This is a genomic window from Novosphingobium soli, from assembly GCF_042432915.1.
Lineage (GTDB): Bacteria > Pseudomonadota > Alphaproteobacteria > Sphingomonadales > Sphingomonadaceae > Novosphingobium > Novosphingobium soli.
In genome coordinates this window covers 156,011-174,818 of the sequence record NZ_JBHLWK010000013.1, presented here as the reverse complement: position 1 = coordinate 174,818, position 18,808 = coordinate 156,011, and the positions used below count along the sequence as shown (strand labels likewise).

Below are 18,808 nucleotides of genomic sequence, written 5' to 3'. Positions count from 1 at the left end.
ACGGCATGCACGCGATTGTCACGCCCATCGTCGCACCGGAGGATGAACCGCTTCTGACGGTCGTTCAACCGATGCTGACCCGACCCCCGGCATGGCGGACGAGTTGCCCCGCCAGCTCGAGTTCCAGCAGCGCCAGCTGCACCGCAGAGGCGCTGGCCCCGCACTGGCGGATCAGTTCGTCCACCGTGACCGGCGCGACGGACAGGAACCCCGCGATGTCGGCCGGCTCGCCGGTGGCGGCCTCCGCATGGTCGCCGGGGCAGTCGAAGGGGTCCGGCACGGCACCCTCGCGCAGCACCGCGCGCGGACTGCCGGAAAAGGCGGAAAGCAGCTCGATCACCTCGCCCGCGTCCTGCACCAGAACGGCTCCGTCGCGGATCAGCTGGTTGCACCCGCGCGAGCGCGGATCGAGCGGCGAGCCCGGCACCGCCATGACCTCGCGCCCCATCTCCCCCGCGAGGCGCGCGGTGATGAGCGAGCCGGAGCGGGGCGCGGCCTCCACGACCAGCGTGCCCAGCGCAAGCGCGGCGATGATACGGTTGCGGGCGGGAAAGTGGCGCGCCAGCGGTTCGGTGGAGGGCGGCTGCTCCGCCAGCAGCAGGCCGCGCGTGGCGATCTCCTCCTGCAGCGCGGCGTGCTCGGGCGGGTAGGCCAGGTCGATGCCGCTGGCGATGACCCCCACGGTGGCATGGGCCTGTGCGCCCGCCAGCGCGCCCTGGTGCGCCGCCCCGTCCACGCCGCGCGCGAGGCCGGAGATCACGCTCCACCCCTCCCCCGCCAGCGCGAAGCAGAACTCGCGCGCCAGCCGCATCGCTGCGGCCGAGGCATTGCGGGCGCCCACCACGGCGATGCAGGGCCGTTCCAGCGCCGCGAGATCCCCCCGGCAGGTCAGGATCGGCGGCGCGCCCTCGACCTCCAGCAGGAGCGGCGGGTAGCCGGGCGAATCGTGGAAGAGATAGCGCGCGCCGGCCTTGCGCACCGCAGCAATCTCGTCGTGGATGCGTCGCTCGGCCGCCGGGCTGTAAGTGCGCCCGGCCCGGCCGACGAGCGCCGGGAGGGCGGCGATCGCGCTCGCCGCGTCGCCAAAGCGGGCCAGCAGATGGCGGTAGGTGATGGGGCCGATGTTGGGCGAGCGCAGCAGGCGGATCCGCGCGAAGGCTTCCTCCTGCGACGGGCCCGTGCGGCTCATGCCTTCTTGCCGCTCCCCAAGCGCGGCTCGGTCCCCGCGCGCAGGCGGCCGATGTTCTCCCGGTGCTGGAACAGCACGAAGGCGGCGATCACCGCCAGCACGAGGGCGGCGTCGTGCGCACCGAGCGCGACGGCGACGAGCGGCGCCACCACCGCCGCGGTCATGCCCGCCACCGACGAGATCCGCACCGTCGCCAGCAGTCCGATCCAGGTGAGCGCGTAGGCCAGGCCCACCGGCCAGGCGAGCGCGAAGGCCACGCCGGCGGTGGTCGCCACGCCCTTGCCACCCTTGAACCGCAGCCAGACCGGGAAGCAGTGCCCCAGGAACGCGCCGAGCGCCGCCAGCGGGGCCCAGTCGGGCCAGAGCGAAGCGACGAGGAGGACCGCCGCCAGCCCCTTGAGCAGGTCCAGCAGCAGGGTCGCCGCGGCCAGGCCCTTGCGCCCGGTGCGCAGCACGTTGGTGGCGCCGATGTTGCCCGAGCCGATGGTGCGCAGGTCACCCGCCCCGAACATGCGCGTGAGGATGAGCCCGAACGGCACCGAGCCGAACGCATATCCGATGGCTGCCGCCGCCATGGCATCGAGAATCCAGTCCATGGCGCTGCCTTAGCGGCTTGTCGGGCCCAGCAGAAGCCGGGTTGCAGCATTCCCCGTTGCCCTCGGCCTCGCGCCCCGGTTAACAAGCGGCAAGGTCCAGGGAACGACGATGACATCCGATTTGACGAGCGCGCCGGGCAAGGCGGCCGCGCCCCCCCCGCCCGGCCGGCATGCCGATCCGGCCGCGCCGATCCTCCTCTTCGATTCGGGCGTGGGCGGGCTCACGGTGCTGGAGGAGGTGCGCAGGGTCCTTCCGGAGGCGCCGGTGATCTATGCGGCGGACACCGCCGGCCTGCCCTACGGCAACAAGACCGAGGCCCAGGTCGCCGCGCGCGTCGCCGGCCTGCTGGGCCGCATGACCGAGCGCTTCCACCCGCGGCTGGTCTGCATCGCGTGCAACACCGCCTCGACGATCGCGCTGGGCATGGTACGCGAGGTGCTGGAAGTGCCGATCGTGGGCACCGTGCCGGCGATCAAGCCCGCGGCGGCGATGACCCGGACCGGGGTGATCGGCCTGCTGGGGACACAAGCCACCATCCGCCAGGCCTATGTCGACCGGCTGGAGCACGAGTTCGCGGCGGACAAGCGGCTGCTGCGGCACGGCGCCCCCGGGCTGGTCGAGGCGGCGGAGGCCAAGCTGCGGGGCGAGGCGGTCGATCCGGCGCTGATCCGCCATGCCGCCGAAGCGCTGCGCTGCCAGCCCGAAGGCGAGCGGATCGACACGGTCGTGCTCGCCTGCACGCACTTCCCGCTGGTGGAGGAGGAACTCGCCGCCGCCTTCGGCCCGGGCGTCCGCTTCGTGCACGGCGCACCCGGCATCGCGCGGCAGGTCGCCCGCCTCGTGTCGGGACAGGAATATTCTCGCCAAGCCCCTGACCGCGCGCTATTTACCGGCCAGGGAGACATACCCGATGCGTACCGCGCGAAGCTGGCGCAATACGGGTTGCTTGGGATCGAGAGGATTTGACGCGACGCCTGAACACCTGGTTGCTGGCGATACTGCTCTTAGGCGGAATTCCTTACTTCTGGTTCCTGCTAGATGCCGGGTCCGGGATGCCGGGGACGCAGCCGCGGGCCAAGCCAGTGACGATCACGCAGCTGCGCGCGCTCGCGGATTCGGTCGAGGGGGCGCGGCCGGTCGCACTTCATGCGGAGAGCATCGGCATGCGGCGGGAAATGCGCAACATGCTGGTCGCCGCCTCGGGCCTGCGCTCCGTCACCTGCTGGACGCGGGTCTACACGCTCGACGTTCCCGGCACCGGTCCGGTCGTGATCGGCTCCGGCGCGCTTGGCGGCTTGCGGGCGGAAGACTTCGACCAGCGCCGCCCGGCAGCCCAGGCGCGGGTCGCCCATGCCCTCGCCCATGCCTCCCGCGTGCTGCCGCTTGGCGGAGCGGAGCCCTCGCTCGGCCATACGACGGCGCCCCACGCCGTCGCGGCGGGGCTGGTGGTGATCCCGATGCCCGGCATCGCACCTGGCGCCCGCATGGTCTATGCGCGGCTGGCAGGAGCGCGCGAGTACCTGTTCACCGGCGATATCGCGCGCACGGACCTGAACTGGCGTGAAATGCGCCTGCCGGCCCGCCTTGCCGCTCCGCACCAGTCCCGCGCCCAGCGCGCCGAAAACCTCGCCTGGTTGACGACGATCAATGCGCTCCATCGCGCCGCGCCGCAGATGGTGATCCTCGCCGGGAGCGACATCCGGGAAACTCCGTTTTCTGCGCGCACGCTTTCCGATCAGCCGGGAGGTACAAGCGACTGGCCATGAACGACGCGATAAGGTATTGGCCGCCGCAAAAGCCATCCGCGCGACCGGCTTGGCGGCGGGACAGGTAAGGCAGGACACAGTCGAGACCGTGAACTACGAACATATTTTCGATCAGGCGATCGAGCGCCTCCACTCCGAGGGCCGCTATCGCGTGTTCATCGACATCCTGCGCAACAAGGGCGCCTACCCGAACGCCCGCTGCTTCGCCGGCCACAACGGTCCCAAGCCGATCACGGTCTGGTGCTCCAACGACTACCTCGCCATGGGCCAGCACCCCAAGGTGATCGAGGCGATGGAAGAAGCGCTGCACGACGTCGGCGCCGGCTCGGGCGGCACCCGCAACATCGGTGGCAACACCCACTACCACATCGAGCTGGAGCAGGAGCTCGCGGACCTGCACGGCAAGCAGGGCGCGCTGCTGTTCACCTCGGGCTACGTCTCGAACGATGCCACGCTCTCCACGCTCGCCAAGCTGCTGCCCGGCTGCGTGATCTTCTCGGACGAGCTCAACCACGCCAGCATGATCGCGGGCATCCGCAACTCGGGCTGCGAGAAGAAGGTCTGGCGGCACAACGATCTCGCGCACCTCGAGGAACTGCTGGCCGAGGCCGACCCGAACCTCCCCAAGCTGATCGCCTTCGAGTCGGTCTACTCGATGGACGGCGACGTCGCCCCGATCCACGCGATCTGCGACCTGGCCGAGAAGTACAACGCCCTCACCTACATCGACGAGGTCCACGCGGTCGGCATGTACGGTCCGCGCGGCGGCGGCATCACCGACCGTGACGAAGCCGCGCACCGCATCGACATCATCGAGGGCACGCTGGGCAAGGCCTTCGGCGTGATGGGCGGCTACATCGCCACCAACACCAAGATCATCGACTGCATCCGCTCCTACGCGCCCGGCTTCATCTTCACGACCTCGCTGTCGCCGGTGCTGGTCGCGGGCGTGCTCGCCTCGGTCCGCCACCTCAAGAGCTCCAGCGCGGAGCGCGAGGGGCAGCAGCGGTCGGCCGCGCTGATGAAGCAGATGTTCCGCGATGCCGGCCTGCCGGTGATGGACTCGACCACGCACATCGTGCCGCTGATGGTGGGCGACCCGGTGCGCGCCAAGCAGATCAGCGACATCCTGCTGGCCGAATACGGCGCCTACGTGCAGCCGATCAATTTCCCCACCGTTCCGCGTGGGACCGAGCGGCTTCGCTTCACTCCGGGCCCGGCCCATACCGACGAGATGATGCGCGAGCTGACCGAGGCGCTGGTCGAGATCTGGGACCGGCTGGACATGCGCCTCGCCGCCTGAGGGCGCGCGTCAGAGCAGCGGCTCCAGGGCGTGCCATTCGCTGGTGAGCAGAATGGATATGCCGGTGTCGGCATAGGACTTGAGCCACGACGAGTTGAGCTGGGCGAAGCTCGCGAAGTCCTGCCCGTCGCCCGGGTCCATGAAGGACCCGTCGGGTCGCTCCAGCACGTAGTGCAGGCCGACCACCTTCATCACGGCCACCACCCGCAGCGCGCGCTGCCAGGGCTGCAGCGGCGGCCGCGCACCCTGCACCACCGGGATGCCGAGCGCCTGCGCGTTCTCCATGGCGTTCTTGTAGAACGTCGTCAGCATCGTTCCGTAGATGCCGGGCGTGACGTAGACCGTGGGTAACGGCAGGCCGAAGGTGTGGGCCATCATCGCCAGCTGCGCGGGCATCGAGTAGCCGCGGTCGCACAGGCGCTGCGAGACACCCGTGCCGACCTGGCCGTAGATCCGCATCTCCGCCTGCGTGTTCGCCTGGAACGGCCCGCCCCCGGGCCCTGTCCCGCCGCCCCACTGCACCGCCTCCGGGTACTGCGTCACGCCCAGCTCGTCGAGCGCGCACATCAGCGCGACGGCGCCGCAGGAGTTGGCGTATTGCTGCTGGTAGCGCACGGCTGTCTCTCCGATCTTCCTGCCGGCAAGGGGAGCCGGCGGCAGACGGATGCAGCAGAGCAGCGGGGCGGTGCAATCGCTTTGCCCCGCCCGGCGAGAAGGTGACGGAGCTTTTCATCTTACTCGCGCCCGGCCGGCCTTCACCGCCCCGCGAGCGACGTTCACCCCTTTTCGCCGGCGCACCCGGTTCCCATTTCATGCTGCGACGCAGCGGCCACTTCCTTCCTCCCCGGCCGCTCGCGCAATCATAAGGAGAATTCATGGCGAAGCTCTTTGAGCCGGTCACCGTCGGCGGCTTGACCCTGGCGAACCGCATCGTGATCGCGCCGATGTGCCAGTACTCTGCCGAGGATGGCCGAATGACCGACTGGCACGCCATCCACCTGGGCCAGCTCGCCCTCTCGGGCGCCGGCATCCTGACGATCGAGGCGACGGCGGTGACGCCGGAGGGCCGCATCTCCTACGCCGACGTCGGCCTGTGGGACGATGCCACCGAGAAGGCGATGGCCGATGTGCTCGCCTCCGTGCGGCGCTGGTCCGACATGCCGGTCGCCATCCAGCTTGCCCACGCCGGACGCAAGGCCAGCACCGCCAAGCCGTGGGACGGCGGCGCCCAGATCGCGCCCGACGCGCCCAACGGCTGGCAGACCCTCTCCGCCTCCGACCTCCCCTTCGCGCCGGACGAGAACCCGCCCGTGGCGCTCGACAGCGCCGGTCTCGCCCGCATCCGCAACGCCTTCGCGGAAGCCGCGCACCGCTCGGCGCGGCTCGGCATCGACGCGGTGCAGATCCACGCGGCGCACGGCTACCTGCTGCACCAGTTCCTCTCGCCCCTCTCCAACACGCGCACCGACGAATACGGCGGCAGTCTGGAGAACCGCATGCGCTTTCCGCTGGAGGTGTTTGACGCCGTGCGCGCCGCGTTCCCGGCGGACAAGCCCGTGACCGTGCGCCTGTCCGGCACCGACTGGGCCGAGGGCGGCTGGGACATCGCGCAGACGATCGCGTTCTCGCAGGCGCTGGAAGCGCGCGGTGCGGCGGCGATCCACGTCTCCAGCGGCGGGCTTGCCATCCAGCAGAAAATCCCCGTGGGCCCGAACTACCAGGTTCCGCTGGCGCGCGCGGTGAAGGAGGCGGTGTCGATCCCGGTCATCGCCGTCGGCCTCATCACCGAGCCGGAGCAGGCGGAGGCGATCGTCGCCACGGGCGAAGCCGACATGGTGGGCCTGGCGCGCACCGTGCTCTACGACCCGCGCTGGCCCTGGCATGCCGCGGCCGCCCTCGGCGCGAAGATGAAGGTGGCGCCGCAGTACCTGCGCAGCCAGCCGCATCGGGTGAAGGACCTGTTTGTGAGCGAGTGAGGCCAAGCGCGTCCCCCGTCGCGCAGCGACGGGGGACAGCCTGAGCCTGTCGAAGGCCCCGCTGGGGGCGGGGTTGCCATGCTTCGACAAGCTCAGCATGAGCGGTGTGGAACGGGCGGGGCAGGTCACCACCCGCATCCGGCTCCCTCGAACCGCCCCCCTCAGGGCTGGGAGGGGTTCCTATCCCTCAACCACCCGCCAGACCGCGAGCCGAACCTCAGCGCAGCGAGACCACGTTGTCCGAGATGCGGGGATCCTTGCGGCCGGTGTAGAGGCTCGCCATGGGCTCGTCCTCGGCCATGACCACCTCGCCGCCGCCGAAGCCGTTGAAGGCGGTGCGCATGGCGGCCCCGTAGGCGCCCAGCATGCCCACCTCGATCCAGTCACCGGCCTTGATGTCGGCCGGAAGCAGGAACGGGCCTTCCATGAAGTCGGCATCGTCGCAGGTCGGGCCGTAGAACGAGAACTCCTGCAGCTCGCCCGAGCGCTCGCCCTCGCGGGCGATGCACTTGACCGGGAAGCGCCAGGCCACGTGCGCGGCATCGTAGAGCGCGCCGTAGGCACCGTCGTTGATGTACAGCTCGTCGCCGCGGCGCTTCTCGACCTTGACGATCAGCGAGTTGTACTCGGCCGACAGCGCACGGCCGGGTTCGCACCACAGCTCGGCGTTGTAGGCGATCGGCAGCGCCTCGAAGTGGCGGTGGATGATCGCGAAGTAGTCCTCGAGCGGCGGCGGCTCCATGCCCGGGTACGACGAGGGAAAGCCCCCGCCGACGTCGACCATGTCGATGACGACGCCCGCGGCGGCGATCGCCGCGCGGGCGCGCTCCAGCGCCTGGACGTAGGCGAAGGGCGTCATAGCCTGCGAGCCGACGTGGAAGCACACCCCCAGCCAGTCCGCCACCTGGCGGGTGGCCTGCAGCAGTTCGCCGGCATCGGCGACGTCGATGCCGAACTTAGAGGCCAGGCTCAGCTCGGAGTACTCGGAGGAGACGCGCAGGCGCACGCACAGCCGCAGGTCGCGCGCTTCGTTGCCCTCGGCATCGGTGGTCGCCGCGACAATCTTCTCGACCTCCTCGAGCGTGTCGAGGCTGAAGGTGCGCACGCCGTGCTGGAAGTACGCCTCGCGGATGGCGCTGGCGGTCTTCACCGGGTGCATGAAGCACAGGACCGCATCGGGCAGCGTCGCGCGGACCATGCGCACTTCGGCGATGGAGGCGACGTCGTAGTGCGTGATGCCGTTGTCCCACAGCACGCGGACGAGGTCCGGCGAGGGATTCGCCTTGACCGCATAGAGCGACTTGCCCGGAAACTTCGTCGCGAAGAAGCGGGCAGCCCGCGCCGCGGCATGCGGGCGGTTCAGGATCACGGGTTCGTCGGGCGCGAGGGCGCCAGCTACAGCCGATGCGTCAGGGAAAATGTGCAACTCAAGGGACCCCCAAACGGTGTGTTAGCGACAAAGCTGCCTTGCGGTTTGGAAGTCCCCATGGGGCAGCGAGGGGCGGATATAGGGGTGGCGACATGAATCGCAAGTGAAAATCCGAGCGCTTCACAAAAATGTCACAGAGCGTCATAAATGCCGCGGACGAGTACTGCGCAGGGCCGCAATTCCCGTTCAAATGCAGTGGCTTGCATGATGCTCTCTCCGCCTGCGTGCCGGCTCGAAAGCCCGGTGCGTCCACGTCCTGGTGATGAAGCGCAAACCCGGCCGCCCGCTCCACGCTCCGGCCGATTCGATGGGGACGGGACTGGGCGGGCGCAGCGTGCGGCGGACTGCCGCGCGATCACGAAATGTCGGTGGCCTCGGCGGTAGCTTCGTCCTTCTTCTCGTCTTCCCCCTGGCCGAGCGCGGCGTCGGCGGCATCGCCGGCCAGCTCGAGCAGGACCACAAGGTTCTCGCGCAGGTTCTGCATGGTGACGCCGTGGTCGAGCAGCATGTACCGCGTGACGCCCAGCATCTTCTCCTCGCTGTCGTACCAGACGGTGACCGCGGCGCGATCGACGTTGGCCGCGTTGAGCTTCGCGTAGTCGATGGCGTCGCAATTGTAGCGCACCTGCATCATCACGCCGCTGCAGCCGGACGGCTCGCAGGCGGTGCCGACGAGCACGTAGATCAGCCCTTCGGCATCGGTCGCGCGCAGGCTGACGTCGGCCTCGTCGCCCTCGCCCCAGATCCGCTCCTCCTCCACCTTGTGGCCGGGCATGGAGGCGACGATGGCCTTGAGGTCGGCGAGGTTGACCGACATGCGCAGCGCGCGGGCGGCGTACGCCTGCGCTGCTGCAGGCTGCGCCGCGAGCAACGCACACAGGGCCGCCACCGCGGCCAGAACAATTCGACGCATGGAGCCCCCGTTTCGATTCGCACTCGCAGGTGTATCGCACCGGGAGCGCCGGGCAACTCCCGGCGCGGGGCGGGTCAGCTCAGCCGGCCGCGGAAGTCCTCGTAGTCGAACCTGCGGATGCATTCGAGCGAGTCGGTCTCCGAATCCCAGAGCCAGATCGAAGGCAGCGGCACGCCGTTGAAGGTCGTGGTCTTGACCATCGAGTAGTGGGCCTGGTCGAGGAAGGCGAAGCGCTGCCCCGGCTCGGCATCGGCGGGCAGCACGTAGTCGCCGATGACGTCGCCGGCGAGGCACGAGGGCCCGCCCAGGCGCACTGCCTCGCCCTCGTCCTCGCCCCGCTCGCCCAGCATGGCGGGCCGGTAGGGGGCTTCGATCACGTCGGGCATGTGGCAGGTGGCGGAGATGTCCACCACCGCCACCGGCATCCCGTTGAAGCCGACGTCGAGCACCGTGCCGACCAGGATCCCCGCGTCGAGCGCCACCGCCTCGCCGGGCTCGATGTAGATCTCGGCACCGGTGTCCTCGGCCATGTCGGCCAGGAACTCGACCAGCTCCTCCACCTGGTAGTCCGCGCGCGTGACGTGGTGGCCGCCGCCGATGTTGATCCACTTGAGCTGCCCGAAATAGGGCTCGAGGTAGTCGAACACCTTGTCCCAGGTGCGGCGCAGCGGCTCGAAGTCCTGCTCGCACAAGTTGTGGAAGTGGATGCCGTCGACCAGGCCGACGTGCTCCTCGGTGAGCTGGTCGATCGGGAAGCCCAGTCGCGAGTGCGGCGCGCTGGGATCGTACTTGGGCACCTCCCCCTCGGCGTGGAGCGGGTTGATGCGCAGGCCGATGTCGAAGGTCTCCCCGCGAGCGCGCGCCGTCTCGATGTGCGTCCAGAAGCGCTCGATCTGCGCGGGCGAGTTGAAGATGACGTGGTCGGAGAGGCGCAGGATCTCGTCCATGTCCTCCTCCTTGTAGGCCGCGCAGTAGGTCGCGATCTCGCCGTCGTAGAACTCGGAGGCAAGGCGCGCTTCCCACAGGCCCGAGGTGCAGACGCCGTCGAGGTACTCGCCCACGATCGGCGCGACCGACCACATCGAGAACGCCTTGAGCGCCGAGAGCACCTTGGCGCCCGAACGCTCGCCGATGTCCGCCAGCACGCGCAAGTTGGCGCGCAGCTTGGCCGCGTCGACCACGAAGGCGGGGCTGTCGACGCGCGCAAGGTCGAAGTTCGCGAAAGCACCCGGATCGCCGGCTCTGGTTTCCATTGTCTCAGTTCCTCAGCCCAGGGGGCCCTTGAAGATGAACCAGGCGCCTGCCCCCACGAGGCAGAAGCCGACGATCTCGTTCCAGCCCGGCTTCTGGCCGAACAGCGCCCAGGCCACCAGCACGAAGGCCAGCAGCGAGAAGGCCTCCTGCATGACCTTGAGCTGGCCGAGCGAATAGACCTGTGCGCCGATGCGGTTGGCGGGCACGGCGAGGCAATACTCGAGGAAGGCGATGGACCAGCTCATCAGCACCGCCACCCAGAGCGCCTTGCCGGGTACCTTCAGGTGCAGATACCAGGCCGTGTTCATGAACAGGTTGGAGCCGGCCAGCAGCAGCGGCGGGGCCAGGAAGGACCAGCTCACCGCCCGCTCAATCGACGCAGATCGCGTTCACGGCCTTGCCGCCCTTGATCTCCGCATAGCAGCCGAACAGCCGGTCGTCGGCCTGGCACTGGCCCACGCTGCCGCCCGCCGCGGCGGTGTCGACCGCCTCGCCGATGCACTTGCCCTGGCACTGCGCGCTGTCGGTGCACTGGCGGCCGGCGTCGGCGAAGGCGTGGACGCACTGCTCCGCCTGGATGCGACCGCGCCGCTGCACGGTGCCGCCGCCCGCGGTACAGGACGCCCTGTCGGCCGCGCTCATCTCGCGCGGGAAGGACACGCCCCCCTCGCCGGCCGGCGCCGCTTCGGGCGCGCCCGCCTGCGGCGTGCAGGCGCCCAGCGCGAGAGCGCCCAGCGCTACGATCGCGAAGGTGCGGAGCGCCGCCATCAGAACGGCAGCGGCTCTGCGAGCTCTTCCACGGTCCAGGGCAGCCCGTGCGTGTTCAGCATGTCCATGAAGGGATCGGGATCGAACTGCTCCATGTTGAACACGCCCTCGCCCTTCCAGGCGCCGGTCACGATCATGGCCGCGCCGATCATCGCCGGGACGCCCGTGGTGTAGCTGACCGCCTGGTTTCCGGTTTCGGCGTAGGCGTCCTCGTGGTCGCAGATGTTCTTGATGTAGAACGTCTTCTCGCCCGAACCGTCGAGCGCCTCGCCGGTGGCGATGTCGCCGATGTTGGTCTTGCCCTTGGTCGTTGGCCCGAGCGAGGCGGGCTCGGGCAGCACGGCCTTGAGGAACTGCAGCGGCACGATCTCGACACCGTTGTACGTCACCGGGTCGATGCGGGTCATGCCCACGTTCTGCAGCACGGTCAGGTGCTGGATATAGGCGTCGCCGAAGGTCATCCAGAAGCGCGCGCGCTCCATCTCGGGGATGAAGCGGGCGAGGCTTTCCAGCTCCTCGTGGTACATCATGTACATGTTCTTGGGGCCGACGCCCTCGAAGTCGAAGCTGACCTTCTTCGCCATCGCCGGGGTCTCGACGAACTGGCCGTTCTCCCAGTGCCGCGCGGGCGCGGTGACTTCGCGGATGTTGATCTCGGGATTGAAGTTGGTGGCGAAGGCCTGCCCGTGGTCGCCGCCATTGCAATCCAGGATGTCGAGCCGGCGGATCGTCTTCAACTTGTGCTTCTTCAGCCACATGGCGAAGATGCTGGTGACGCCGGGGTCGAAGCCCGATCCGAGCAGCGCCATCAGCCCCGCCTCCTTGAAGCGCTCCTGGTAGGCCCACTGCCAGTGATACTCGAACTTGGCGACGTCCTTGGGCTCGTAGTTCGCGGTGTCCATGTAGTGCGTGCCGGTGGCGAGGCATGCGTCCATGATCGCGAGGTCCTGGTAGGGCAGCGCCAGGTTCACCACAAGTTCCGGCCCGATTTCGCGGATCAGGGCGGAGGTCGCCTCCACGTCGTCGGCGTCGATGGCGTAGGTGGCGATCGTCACGCCCGTGCGCTGCTTGACCGAATCAGCGATCGCCTCGCACTTGCTGACGGTCCGGCTCGCGAGATGGATGTCCGAGAAGATGGCGGGATTCATCGCCATCTTGTGGACCGCGACCGAGCCGACGCCGCCTGCGCCGATCACCAGAACCTTGCTCACCAACCTGTCTCCTTCGGCCAAGGCCAATCGAAAGAGGCGCATATAGGGCGCCTCTGTGACAACTCAACTGTGCAGGATCGCACATCCCCCTGTCACAAACCGCCTTCGTCTCGTCATCACCCGGTCACCGCTCGGTGGCAATCGCGCCGCATCCCTACGAAGGAAGCCCAAGCCGTGTCCACTGCCCGTTCCAATCTCATCGAGAACGCCGTCGTCCGCGAGGAGACCTCCCGCAAGGCCAAGCTTCTGGACAAGGCCTTCGCGCTGGCGTTCAAGGGCCTCGTCTACGCGCAGATCTGGGAAGACCCGGTGGCCGACATGGCGGCGCTGCGGATCGCGCCGGACAGCCGCATCATCACCATCGCGAGCGGCGGCTGCAACGCGCTCTCCTACCTGACGGCCGATCCCGCGCACATCACCGTAGTCGACCTCAACACCGCGCACATCGCGCTGAACCGGCTGAAGCATGCGGCGGTCCGGCACCTCGACTACGCCGACCTGCGGCGCTTCATCGCCGAGGCAGATCGTCCCGAGAACCTGGCGATCTACCGCCATCGGCTCGCCCCGCACCTCGACGACGCCACCCGCCGCTACTGGGAAGGTCGCGACCTCGTCGGGCGCCGCCGGATCGGTGCCTTCACCCGCGGCGTCTACCGGCACGGCCTGCTGGGCGGCTTCATCGGCGCGGCGCACGTGATCGCCAGGCTGCACCGCGTGAACCCGGCCGAGATCCTCGACGCCGGTTCGCTGGAGGACCAGCGCCGCGTCTTCGACGAGCGCTTCGCCCCGGTCTTCGAGCGGCCGCTGGTGCGCTGGCTGACCAAGCACCCGGCCTCGCTGTTCGGGCTGGGCATCCCGCCCGCGCAGTACGATGCACTTGCGGGCGACCAGTCGATGGCGGACGTGCTGCGCGCGCGGCTGGAGAAGCTGGCGTGCCACTTCCCGGTCAACGACAACTACTTCGCCTGGCAGGCCTTCTCGCGCGGGTACGGCAAGGACGCCAAGGCGCCGCTGCCGCCTTACCTGCAGGAAGCCCACCTCCCCGCGGTGCGCGACAGACTGGACCGGCTCGACCTGCGCCACGCCAACTTCACCCACGTGCTGGCCGCCGCCGCGGACGCCAGCTACGACCGGTATGTCCTGCTCGACGCGCAGGACTGGATGACCGACGCCCAGCTCGGCGAGCTGTGGGCGCAGATCACCCGCACCGCCCGCCCCGGCGCCCGCGTCCTGTTCCGCACCGCCGCCGAGCCCTCGCTGCTTCCGGGCCGGGTGCCGCAGCCGATCCTCGACCGATGGGACTATCGCGCGGAGGAATCGGAGGTGGCGACGCGGGCGGACCGCTCCTCGATCTACGGCGGCGTCCACCTCTACGTGCTGAGGGACTGACCGGCCATGGCGACGATCCAATCCGACCACGGCGCGCTGATGGACCGGGTCTACCGCTGGCAGCGCCCCATCTACGATCTCACCCGCAAGTACTACCTGTTCGGCCGCGACCGCCTGATCCGCGACCTCGACGCACGCCCGGGCAACACGCTGCTGGAGATCGGCTGCGGCACCGGCCGCAACCTCGCGGTCGCCGGCCGGGCGTGGCCGGGGCTGCGGCTCCACGGACTCGACATCTCCAGCGAGATGCTGCGCAGCGCCCGCAAGCGCCTGGGTGGCGCCGGCACGCTGGCGCTGGGCGATGCGACCCGTTTCGACGCCAAGGCGTTGCTGGGTCGCGAAGGGTTCGACCGGGTGATGCTGTCCTACGCGGTATCCATGATCCCCGACTGGGAGGCCGCGCTGGCCCAGGCGGCCGCCACCCTGTCTCCCGGGGGATCGCTGCACGTCGTGGATTTCGGCGACTGCGCGGGCCTGCCCCGGCCGCTGCGCCGGGTGCTGCTCGGCTGGCTGAAAAGGTTCCACGTCACGCCGCGGCTCGAGCTCGGGAACGCCGCCGCCCGCGTCGCGCGTGCGCAGGGGCTGGCGCTGGACCACCGTCGCGGCCCCTTCGGCTACTACCAGATGGTGCGGCTCTCGCGCTGAGCGGTTGCCGCAATCGCACGTCTTCCCGCTTTCCCGGGGGAACGCCAGGTCCTAAGGGACCGGCCATGACCGATACCCGCGAACCGACCGCCCAGGGGGTTGCCCACGCCGCACGCAAGGTGGCCGAGATCCTGCCCGCCACCCCGCTCCTCCCGCTGGAGATCGACGGGCGCACGATCTGGTGCAAGGCCGAGAGCCTCCAGCCGGTGGGCGCCTTCAAGATCCGCGGGGCCTGGCACCGGCTCACCGCCCTCACGCCCGAGGAACGCGCCCGTGGGGTGGTCGGCGTGTCGAGCGGCAACCATGCGCAGGGCGTCGCCTGGGCCGCGCGGCGGCTCGGCATCGCCGCAGCCATCGTCATGCCCACCGACGCCCCCGCGGTAAAGCTCGCCAACACGCGTGCGCTGGGCGCCGAAGTCGTCCTCTACGACCGGCCGGGCGGGGAGGATCGCGATGCGGTGGCGCAGCGCCTCTGCGCCGAGCGGGGGGCCACGCTGGTCCACGCCTATGCCGACCCGTGGATCATCGAAGGCCAGGGCAGCGCGGGGCTGGAGATCGCGGCGCAGATGGAGGAACGCGCCGGGGGCGGGCCCGACTTGGTCGTGGCGCCCTGCGGCGGCGGCGGGCTGGCCGCGGGCCTCGCGCTCGCCTGCCCCGAGGCGCGGATCGTCCCTGTCGAGCCCGAGGGCTGGGACGACGTGACCCGCAGCCTGGCGTTGGGCCGGATCGAGCGCGTCGCGGCCGATGCCCCGCCCACCGCCTGCGATGCGCTGCAGACGCCGGCGACCCGGCCCGTCAACTTCCGGGTGCTCCAGGCGCGCTGCCCCTTCGGGCTGGTGGTCACGCCGGCACAGGTTCGCGCGGCGCAGCGCCTCGCCTTCTCCGCCCTGCGACTCGTCGTCGAACCGGGCGGTGCGGCGGCGCTGGCCGCGGTCCTCGCGGGCAAGGTCGAACTGGGCGCCCGCACCGCGGTGGTCCTCTCCGGCGGCAATACCGACGCCGACGCCTTCGCCCAAGTGATCGCGGGCTCCGACTGACCCTGGGGCTCCGTGCGGATCCTGCTGGAACCCGCGGCGATCTCGGGATATCTTTCTCTCGCTTACTGGAGAGGAAGCAGGTCGTGGCAAAGGGAATCCCCGCCCACGCCGTGAGGCCGTTCAAGGTCGCCTTCGTCGGCGTGGAATCGCTTTTCGTTCTGGTCACGCTGGCCGCGCTGGCGGAGATCCTGCTGGCGGAGAACTGGGGGCTGGGCTGGACGGCCTTCTTCCTCGGCTTCATCGCCAGCGCCTGGGGCGCCGTCGCCTACCCGGTCTGCGGCAGCTGCTGCGGGTGGGACGGCGACTGACAGCGGCGGCGCGGGCTGCTAGGCCGGGCGCATGGACTTCGACGATCAGCTCCGCCGCTACTTCGGCACCGACGACCTCGCCACCATCGCCCCCGCCACGCTGGAGGCCGGGATCGACCGGATGCGCGTGGATTTCGGGATGGAGCGGGACAAGGCGCGCCGTTTCGCGCTGTGGACGCTGATGTTCATGTTCGGCGCCGCGCCCGACCTCGACGTGGCGTTCGCGGACGAGGACGACCGCAACGCCGCGCGCGACTTCATGGACCTGATGGACAAGGCCGCGCCCTGATGCGCTGCTAAGGTGGCCTTAGCGTGACCTTAGCGCCGCCTCAGCGCTCGAAGTAGCTGGCGAGCTCGACGTGGGTGGACCAGCGGAACTGTCCCACCGGCCGCAGCTCCACCAGCCGGAACCCCGCCTCCACCAGCCGCGCCGCATCGCGCGACCAGCTCGAAGGGTTGCAGCTGACATAGACCACCCGCCCCACCGCGGAGGCCGCGATCGCCTCCACCTGCTCGCGCGCCCCGGCCCGTGGCGGATCGAGCAGGACCGCGGCGAAGCGGTCCAGTTCGTCGGGTTGGAGCGGGTTGCGGAACAAGTCGCGGTGGACGCAGAAGATCGGCAGCTGCGCCCGGTCGGCGGCCGCCTTGCACGCCAGGTGCGCATCGCGCGCCGCCTCGGCCGCAAGCACGCGCGTCTCCGGCCCGGCCAGCGCGAAGGCGAAGGTGCCAAGGCCGGAGAACAGGTCCAGCACCGTCGGCGCATCCCCGATCCACGCCCGCGCCGCATCGACCAGCGCCGCCTCGCCATCGCCGGTCGCCTGCAGGAACGAGCCGGGCGGGAACGGCACCGGCACGCCGCCCAGCGTCACGGTGACGGGCTCGGGCTCCCATACGGTCTCGAAGCCGTAGCCGGCATCCATCGTCAGGCGCGCCAGCCGGTGCTCCCGCGCGAAGTCGAGCATCGCCTCCGCCGCGGCGAGCCCTTCGCCGGTCAGACCCTTGACGCCCAGGTCGACGCCCTGGTCCACCAGCGTCATCTCGATATCCGCCCCCATCCGCGGCGCGGCGTGCCTGGCCGGCTTGCCCTTGCGCGCCGGCTTGCCGCCCATGCTCTTGCCCATGGTGATGAGCAGCTTGCGCAAGGGCCCGAGCAGCGCCACGAGCTCGGGCGCCAGGACCGGACACTCCTCCAGCTCCACCAGCCGGTGCGACTTCGCCTCGCGATATCCGATGACCACGCGCCCGCCCGAGCTCTCGGCGCGCAGCGCGGCGCGGCGACGCGACGCCGGGGGGGAGAGCCGAGACGGGGCCAGCCGTTCGGCGCCCAGCTCCTGCGCCGCCGAGGCGTTGGCGACCCGCCCCTCCACGAAGGCGGCGAGGCTCTCCTCGTCGAGCTGCTGCAGCTGGCACCCGCCGCACCGCCCGAAGTGCTTGCAGGGCGGCGCCACGTGGTGCGGTCCCCACTCCAGCGAATCGTCGGCAAGCAGCATGTCGCCCGGCGCCGCACCCCAGGCGAAGCGGCCGGACGCGGTCACGCCGTCGCCTTTCGAGGCGATGCGCAGGATCTCTTCGGGTTCCAGGTCTCGGATGTCTTCGGTCACAGGCACGCCGCTAGCGCAGCGGGCACCTGTTCGGCAAGCTGCCCGGCGGTGAACGCAGGACCGCAGAGGCGCGCCGCCTCTGCGTGCAGCCAGACCGCCTCGCATGTCGCGGCGAACGGCTCCACCCCGGTCGCGACGCGGCTGGCGATCACGCCGGCCAGCACGTCGCCGGTCCCGGCGGTAGACAGCCAGGAGGAGCCGCGCGCCGCACAGGCGAGCCGCCCGTCGGGTGCGGCGACCACGGTGTCCGGCCCCTTGGCGACGACGATGGCGCCCGCCGCCGTCGCCAGCGCCAGCGCGCGGTCCGGGCGCGTACCGGCCCCATCGAGGCCGAACGCGCGCTCCAGGGCCACCAGTTCCCCTTCATGCGGCGTGACGACGAGCGGCGCCGCGCGTGCCGCGAGCGCCCGGGGGCCGAGCAGGACCAGGGCATCCGCATCCGCCACCACCGGGACCGCCTCTGCCAGCGCGATCGCCAGCCGCTCACGCGCCGTACCGTCGCGGCCGAGCCCCGGGCCGACCAGCACGGCGGTATTGCGGTCGTCGCCCAGGACATCGGCCAGGGGGCCCTCGTCCACGACAAGGTCGGCGGGCACGTTCCGCTTGCTGTCGGCAAAGAGCTTGACGTAGCCCGCGCCGCTCCCCTGCGCGGCCATCGCCGCCAGCACCGCGGCGCCGGGCATGGCGCCGCCGACGACGGCGAGGAAGCCGCGCGTGTACTTGTGCGAATCCGCGGCCGGGGCCCGGAGTGTGGGCCGGGCGATCGCCTGCGCCGCGTCCGGTACGGTGCCGAGGCCGATCGGCACCAGGCCCAGCCGCCTGCTGTGCGCGCAGGCCGGCATCAGGAAATGCGCGAACTTCCACGCGCCGAGCGCCAGCGTGAGGTCGTACTGCGGCAGATCCGGGCTCAGCAGCATGCCCGAATCGGTCTGGACGCCGCTCGGAAGGTCGATCGCGATGCGGTGCGGATGGGCGGCGGCGAGGCGCCCCAGCAAGGCGGCGTCGCGGGCGGAGAGCGGCCGCGAAAGCCCGCTTCCGAACAGACAGTCGACCAGCACCTCGCCGTGAACCGCGGCCTCGGCGTCCACCACCGCGCCGCCATAACGCGCGCGCGCATCGCGGCAGGCCGCGGTCGCAGGTTCGGCGGCCGCGACGACGGTGACGGGCCCGCCCCGCCGGCGGATCGTCTCTGCTATGACGTAGCCGTCGCCGCCATTGTTGCCGGGACCGCACAACACGGTCACCGCCCGGCCGCCCGCCATGCGCCAGACCCATTGGGCGGCCCCCTCCCCGGCCCGTCGCATCAGCGCCTCGACGCTGGAGCCGGCGTCGATCAGCAGGCGTTCGGCCTCGCGCATCTGCGCTGCGGTCAGGATCTGGTCGGAGTGCGGCATGGAACCTCGCTTCGCAGGACAGGCCGGC

20 protein-coding genes are annotated in these 18,808 nt (G+C 70.4%); 9 read left to right on the top strand and 11 right to left on the bottom strand.

The window, feature by feature from the left end; genetic code table 11:
• Positions 1 to 64 precede the first annotated feature (64 nt).
• Complete coding sequence (dprA, locus tag ACFFJC_RS11355) at positions 65 to 1,189, bottom strand: DNA-processing protein DprA (RefSeq protein ID WP_379487623.1); 1,125 nt, start codon at positions 1,187 to 1,189, stop codon at positions 65 to 67.
• Positions 1,186 to 1,785, bottom strand: a complete 600-nt coding sequence (plsY, locus tag ACFFJC_RS11350; RefSeq protein WP_379487622.1) for a glycerol-3-phosphate 1-O-acyltransferase PlsY — start codon at positions 1,783 to 1,785, stop codon at positions 1,186 to 1,188. The genes dprA and plsY overlap by 4 nt, the downstream gene beginning before the upstream one ends.
• Before the next feature lie 109 nt (positions 1,786 to 1,894).
• On the opposite strand from plsY, the gene murI reads away from it, so the two are divergent.
• The 3 genes from murI to hemA all read left to right on the top strand — a co-directional run bounded on the left by murI (position 1,895) and on the right by hemA (position 4,855).
• Positions 1,895 to 2,752, top strand: a complete 858-nt coding sequence (gene murI, locus ACFFJC_RS11345; protein ID WP_379487621.1) for a glutamate racemase — start codon at positions 1,895 to 1,897, stop codon at positions 2,750 to 2,752.
• 116 nt (positions 2,753 to 2,868) lie between these two features.
• The gene (locus tag ACFFJC_RS11340) at positions 2,869 to 3,552 is read left to right on the top strand and encodes a hypothetical protein (protein ID WP_379487620.1); all 684 of its coding nucleotides are present in this window, start codon (positions 2,869 to 2,871) and stop codon (positions 3,550 to 3,552) included.
• Between the two features lie 88 nt (positions 3,553 to 3,640).
• Positions 3,641 to 4,855 carry a 5-aminolevulinate synthase gene (hemA, locus tag ACFFJC_RS11335; RefSeq protein WP_379487619.1) on the top strand — a complete coding sequence of 405 codons (1,215 nt, stop codon included), beginning with the start codon at positions 3,641 to 3,643 and terminating at the stop codon, positions 4,853 to 4,855.
• Positions 4,856 to 4,864: 9 nt separating this feature from the next.
• On the opposite strand, the gene ACFFJC_RS11330 is transcribed toward hemA, so the two are convergent.
• Positions 4,865 to 5,470: a T3SS effector IpaJ family cysteine protease gene (locus ACFFJC_RS11330; protein ID WP_379487618.1), complete on the bottom strand. Its 606-nt coding sequence runs from the start codon at positions 5,468 to 5,470 to the stop codon at positions 4,865 to 4,867.
• Positions 5,471 to 5,730: 260 nt separating this feature from the next.
• Between ACFFJC_RS11330 and ACFFJC_RS11325 the strand changes: the two genes are divergently transcribed.
• Positions 5,731 to 6,831 carry an NADH:flavin oxidoreductase/NADH oxidase gene (locus ACFFJC_RS11325; protein ID WP_379487617.1) on the top strand — a complete coding sequence of 367 codons (1,101 nt, stop codon included), beginning with the start codon at positions 5,731 to 5,733 and terminating at the stop codon, positions 6,829 to 6,831.
• A 217-nt stretch (positions 6,832 to 7,048) separates the two neighbouring features.
• Here the strand turns inward: ACFFJC_RS11325 and ACFFJC_RS11320 are convergent, their stop codons facing one another.
• From ACFFJC_RS11320 to ACFFJC_RS11295, 6 genes are all read right to left on the bottom strand, one after another.
• Entirely contained in the window at positions 7,049 to 8,257 is a 1,209-nt protein-coding gene (locus tag ACFFJC_RS11320; RefSeq protein ID WP_379487616.1) for a type III PLP-dependent enzyme, read from the bottom strand.
• Between the two features lie 358 nt (positions 8,258 to 8,615).
• Positions 8,616 to 9,173, bottom strand: coding sequence for a YbjN domain-containing protein (locus tag ACFFJC_RS11315; protein WP_379487615.1), 558 nt, complete (start codon positions 9,171 to 9,173; stop codon positions 8,616 to 8,618).
• A 74-nt stretch (positions 9,174 to 9,247) separates the two neighbouring features.
• A complete protein-coding gene (locus ACFFJC_RS11310) occupies positions 9,248 to 10,426 on the bottom strand; it encodes a carboxynorspermidine decarboxylase (protein WP_379487614.1) in 1,179 nt (392 codons plus the stop codon).
• Positions 10,427 to 10,438: 12 nt separating this feature from the next.
• Complete coding sequence (locus ACFFJC_RS11305) at positions 10,439 to 10,789, bottom strand: DMT family protein (RefSeq protein ID WP_379487613.1); 351 nt, start codon at positions 10,787 to 10,789, stop codon at positions 10,439 to 10,441.
• A gap of 7 nt (positions 10,790 to 10,796) precedes the next feature.
• On the bottom strand, positions 10,797 to 11,195 hold the full coding sequence (locus tag ACFFJC_RS11300; protein ID WP_379487612.1) for a hypothetical protein: 399 nt from the start codon (positions 11,193 to 11,195) through the stop codon (positions 10,797 to 10,799).
• Positions 11,195 to 12,406, bottom strand: coding sequence for a saccharopine dehydrogenase family protein (locus tag ACFFJC_RS11295; RefSeq protein ID WP_379487611.1), 1,212 nt, complete (start codon positions 12,404 to 12,406; stop codon positions 11,195 to 11,197). Before ACFFJC_RS11295 ends, ACFFJC_RS11300 begins: the two co-directional genes overlap by 1 nt.
• Positions 12,407 to 12,580: 174 nt before the next feature.
• Here ACFFJC_RS11295 and ACFFJC_RS11290 point away from each other — a divergent pair, with 174 nt between their 5' ends.
• The 5 genes from ACFFJC_RS11290 (at position 12,581) to ACFFJC_RS11270 (ending at position 16,074) form a co-directional block, all read left to right on the top strand.
• A complete protein-coding gene (locus tag ACFFJC_RS11290; RefSeq protein ID WP_379487610.1) occupies positions 12,581 to 13,795 on the top strand; it encodes a BtaA family protein in 1,215 nt (404 codons plus the stop codon).
• A gap of 6 nt (positions 13,796 to 13,801) precedes the next feature.
• Positions 13,802 to 14,440 (top strand): class I SAM-dependent methyltransferase, encoded by a 639-nt coding sequence (locus tag ACFFJC_RS11285; RefSeq protein WP_379487609.1) that lies wholly within the window; start codon positions 13,802 to 13,804, stop codon positions 14,438 to 14,440.
• Positions 14,441 to 14,505: 65 nt separating this feature from the next.
• Positions 14,506 to 15,477, top strand: a complete 972-nt coding sequence (locus ACFFJC_RS11280) for a threonine ammonia-lyase (protein ID WP_379487608.1) — start codon at positions 14,506 to 14,508, stop codon at positions 15,475 to 15,477.
• A gap of 83 nt (positions 15,478 to 15,560) precedes the next feature.
• A complete protein-coding gene (locus ACFFJC_RS11275; protein ID WP_379487607.1) occupies positions 15,561 to 15,785 on the top strand; it encodes a hypothetical protein in 225 nt (74 codons plus the stop codon).
• A 31-nt stretch (positions 15,786 to 15,816) separates the two neighbouring features.
• Positions 15,817 to 16,074: a hypothetical protein gene (locus ACFFJC_RS11270; RefSeq protein WP_379487606.1), complete on the top strand. Its 258-nt coding sequence runs from the start codon at positions 15,817 to 15,819 to the stop codon at positions 16,072 to 16,074.
• Between the two features lie 40 nt (positions 16,075 to 16,114).
• Here ACFFJC_RS11270 and ACFFJC_RS11265 read toward each other — a convergent pair whose 3' ends face one another.
• Both ACFFJC_RS11265 and ACFFJC_RS11260 read right to left on the bottom strand, forming a co-directional pair.
• On the bottom strand, positions 16,115 to 17,386 hold the full coding sequence (locus tag ACFFJC_RS11265; RefSeq protein ID WP_379487605.1) for a class I SAM-dependent RNA methyltransferase: 1,272 nt from the start codon (positions 17,384 to 17,386) through the stop codon (positions 16,115 to 16,117).
• Positions 17,383 to 18,780: an NAD(P)H-hydrate epimerase gene (locus ACFFJC_RS11260; RefSeq protein ID WP_379487604.1), complete on the bottom strand. Its 1,398-nt coding sequence runs from the start codon at positions 18,778 to 18,780 to the stop codon at positions 17,383 to 17,385. The genes ACFFJC_RS11265 and ACFFJC_RS11260 overlap by 4 nt, the downstream gene beginning before the upstream one ends.
• Positions 18,781 to 18,808: the final 28 nt, after the last annotated feature.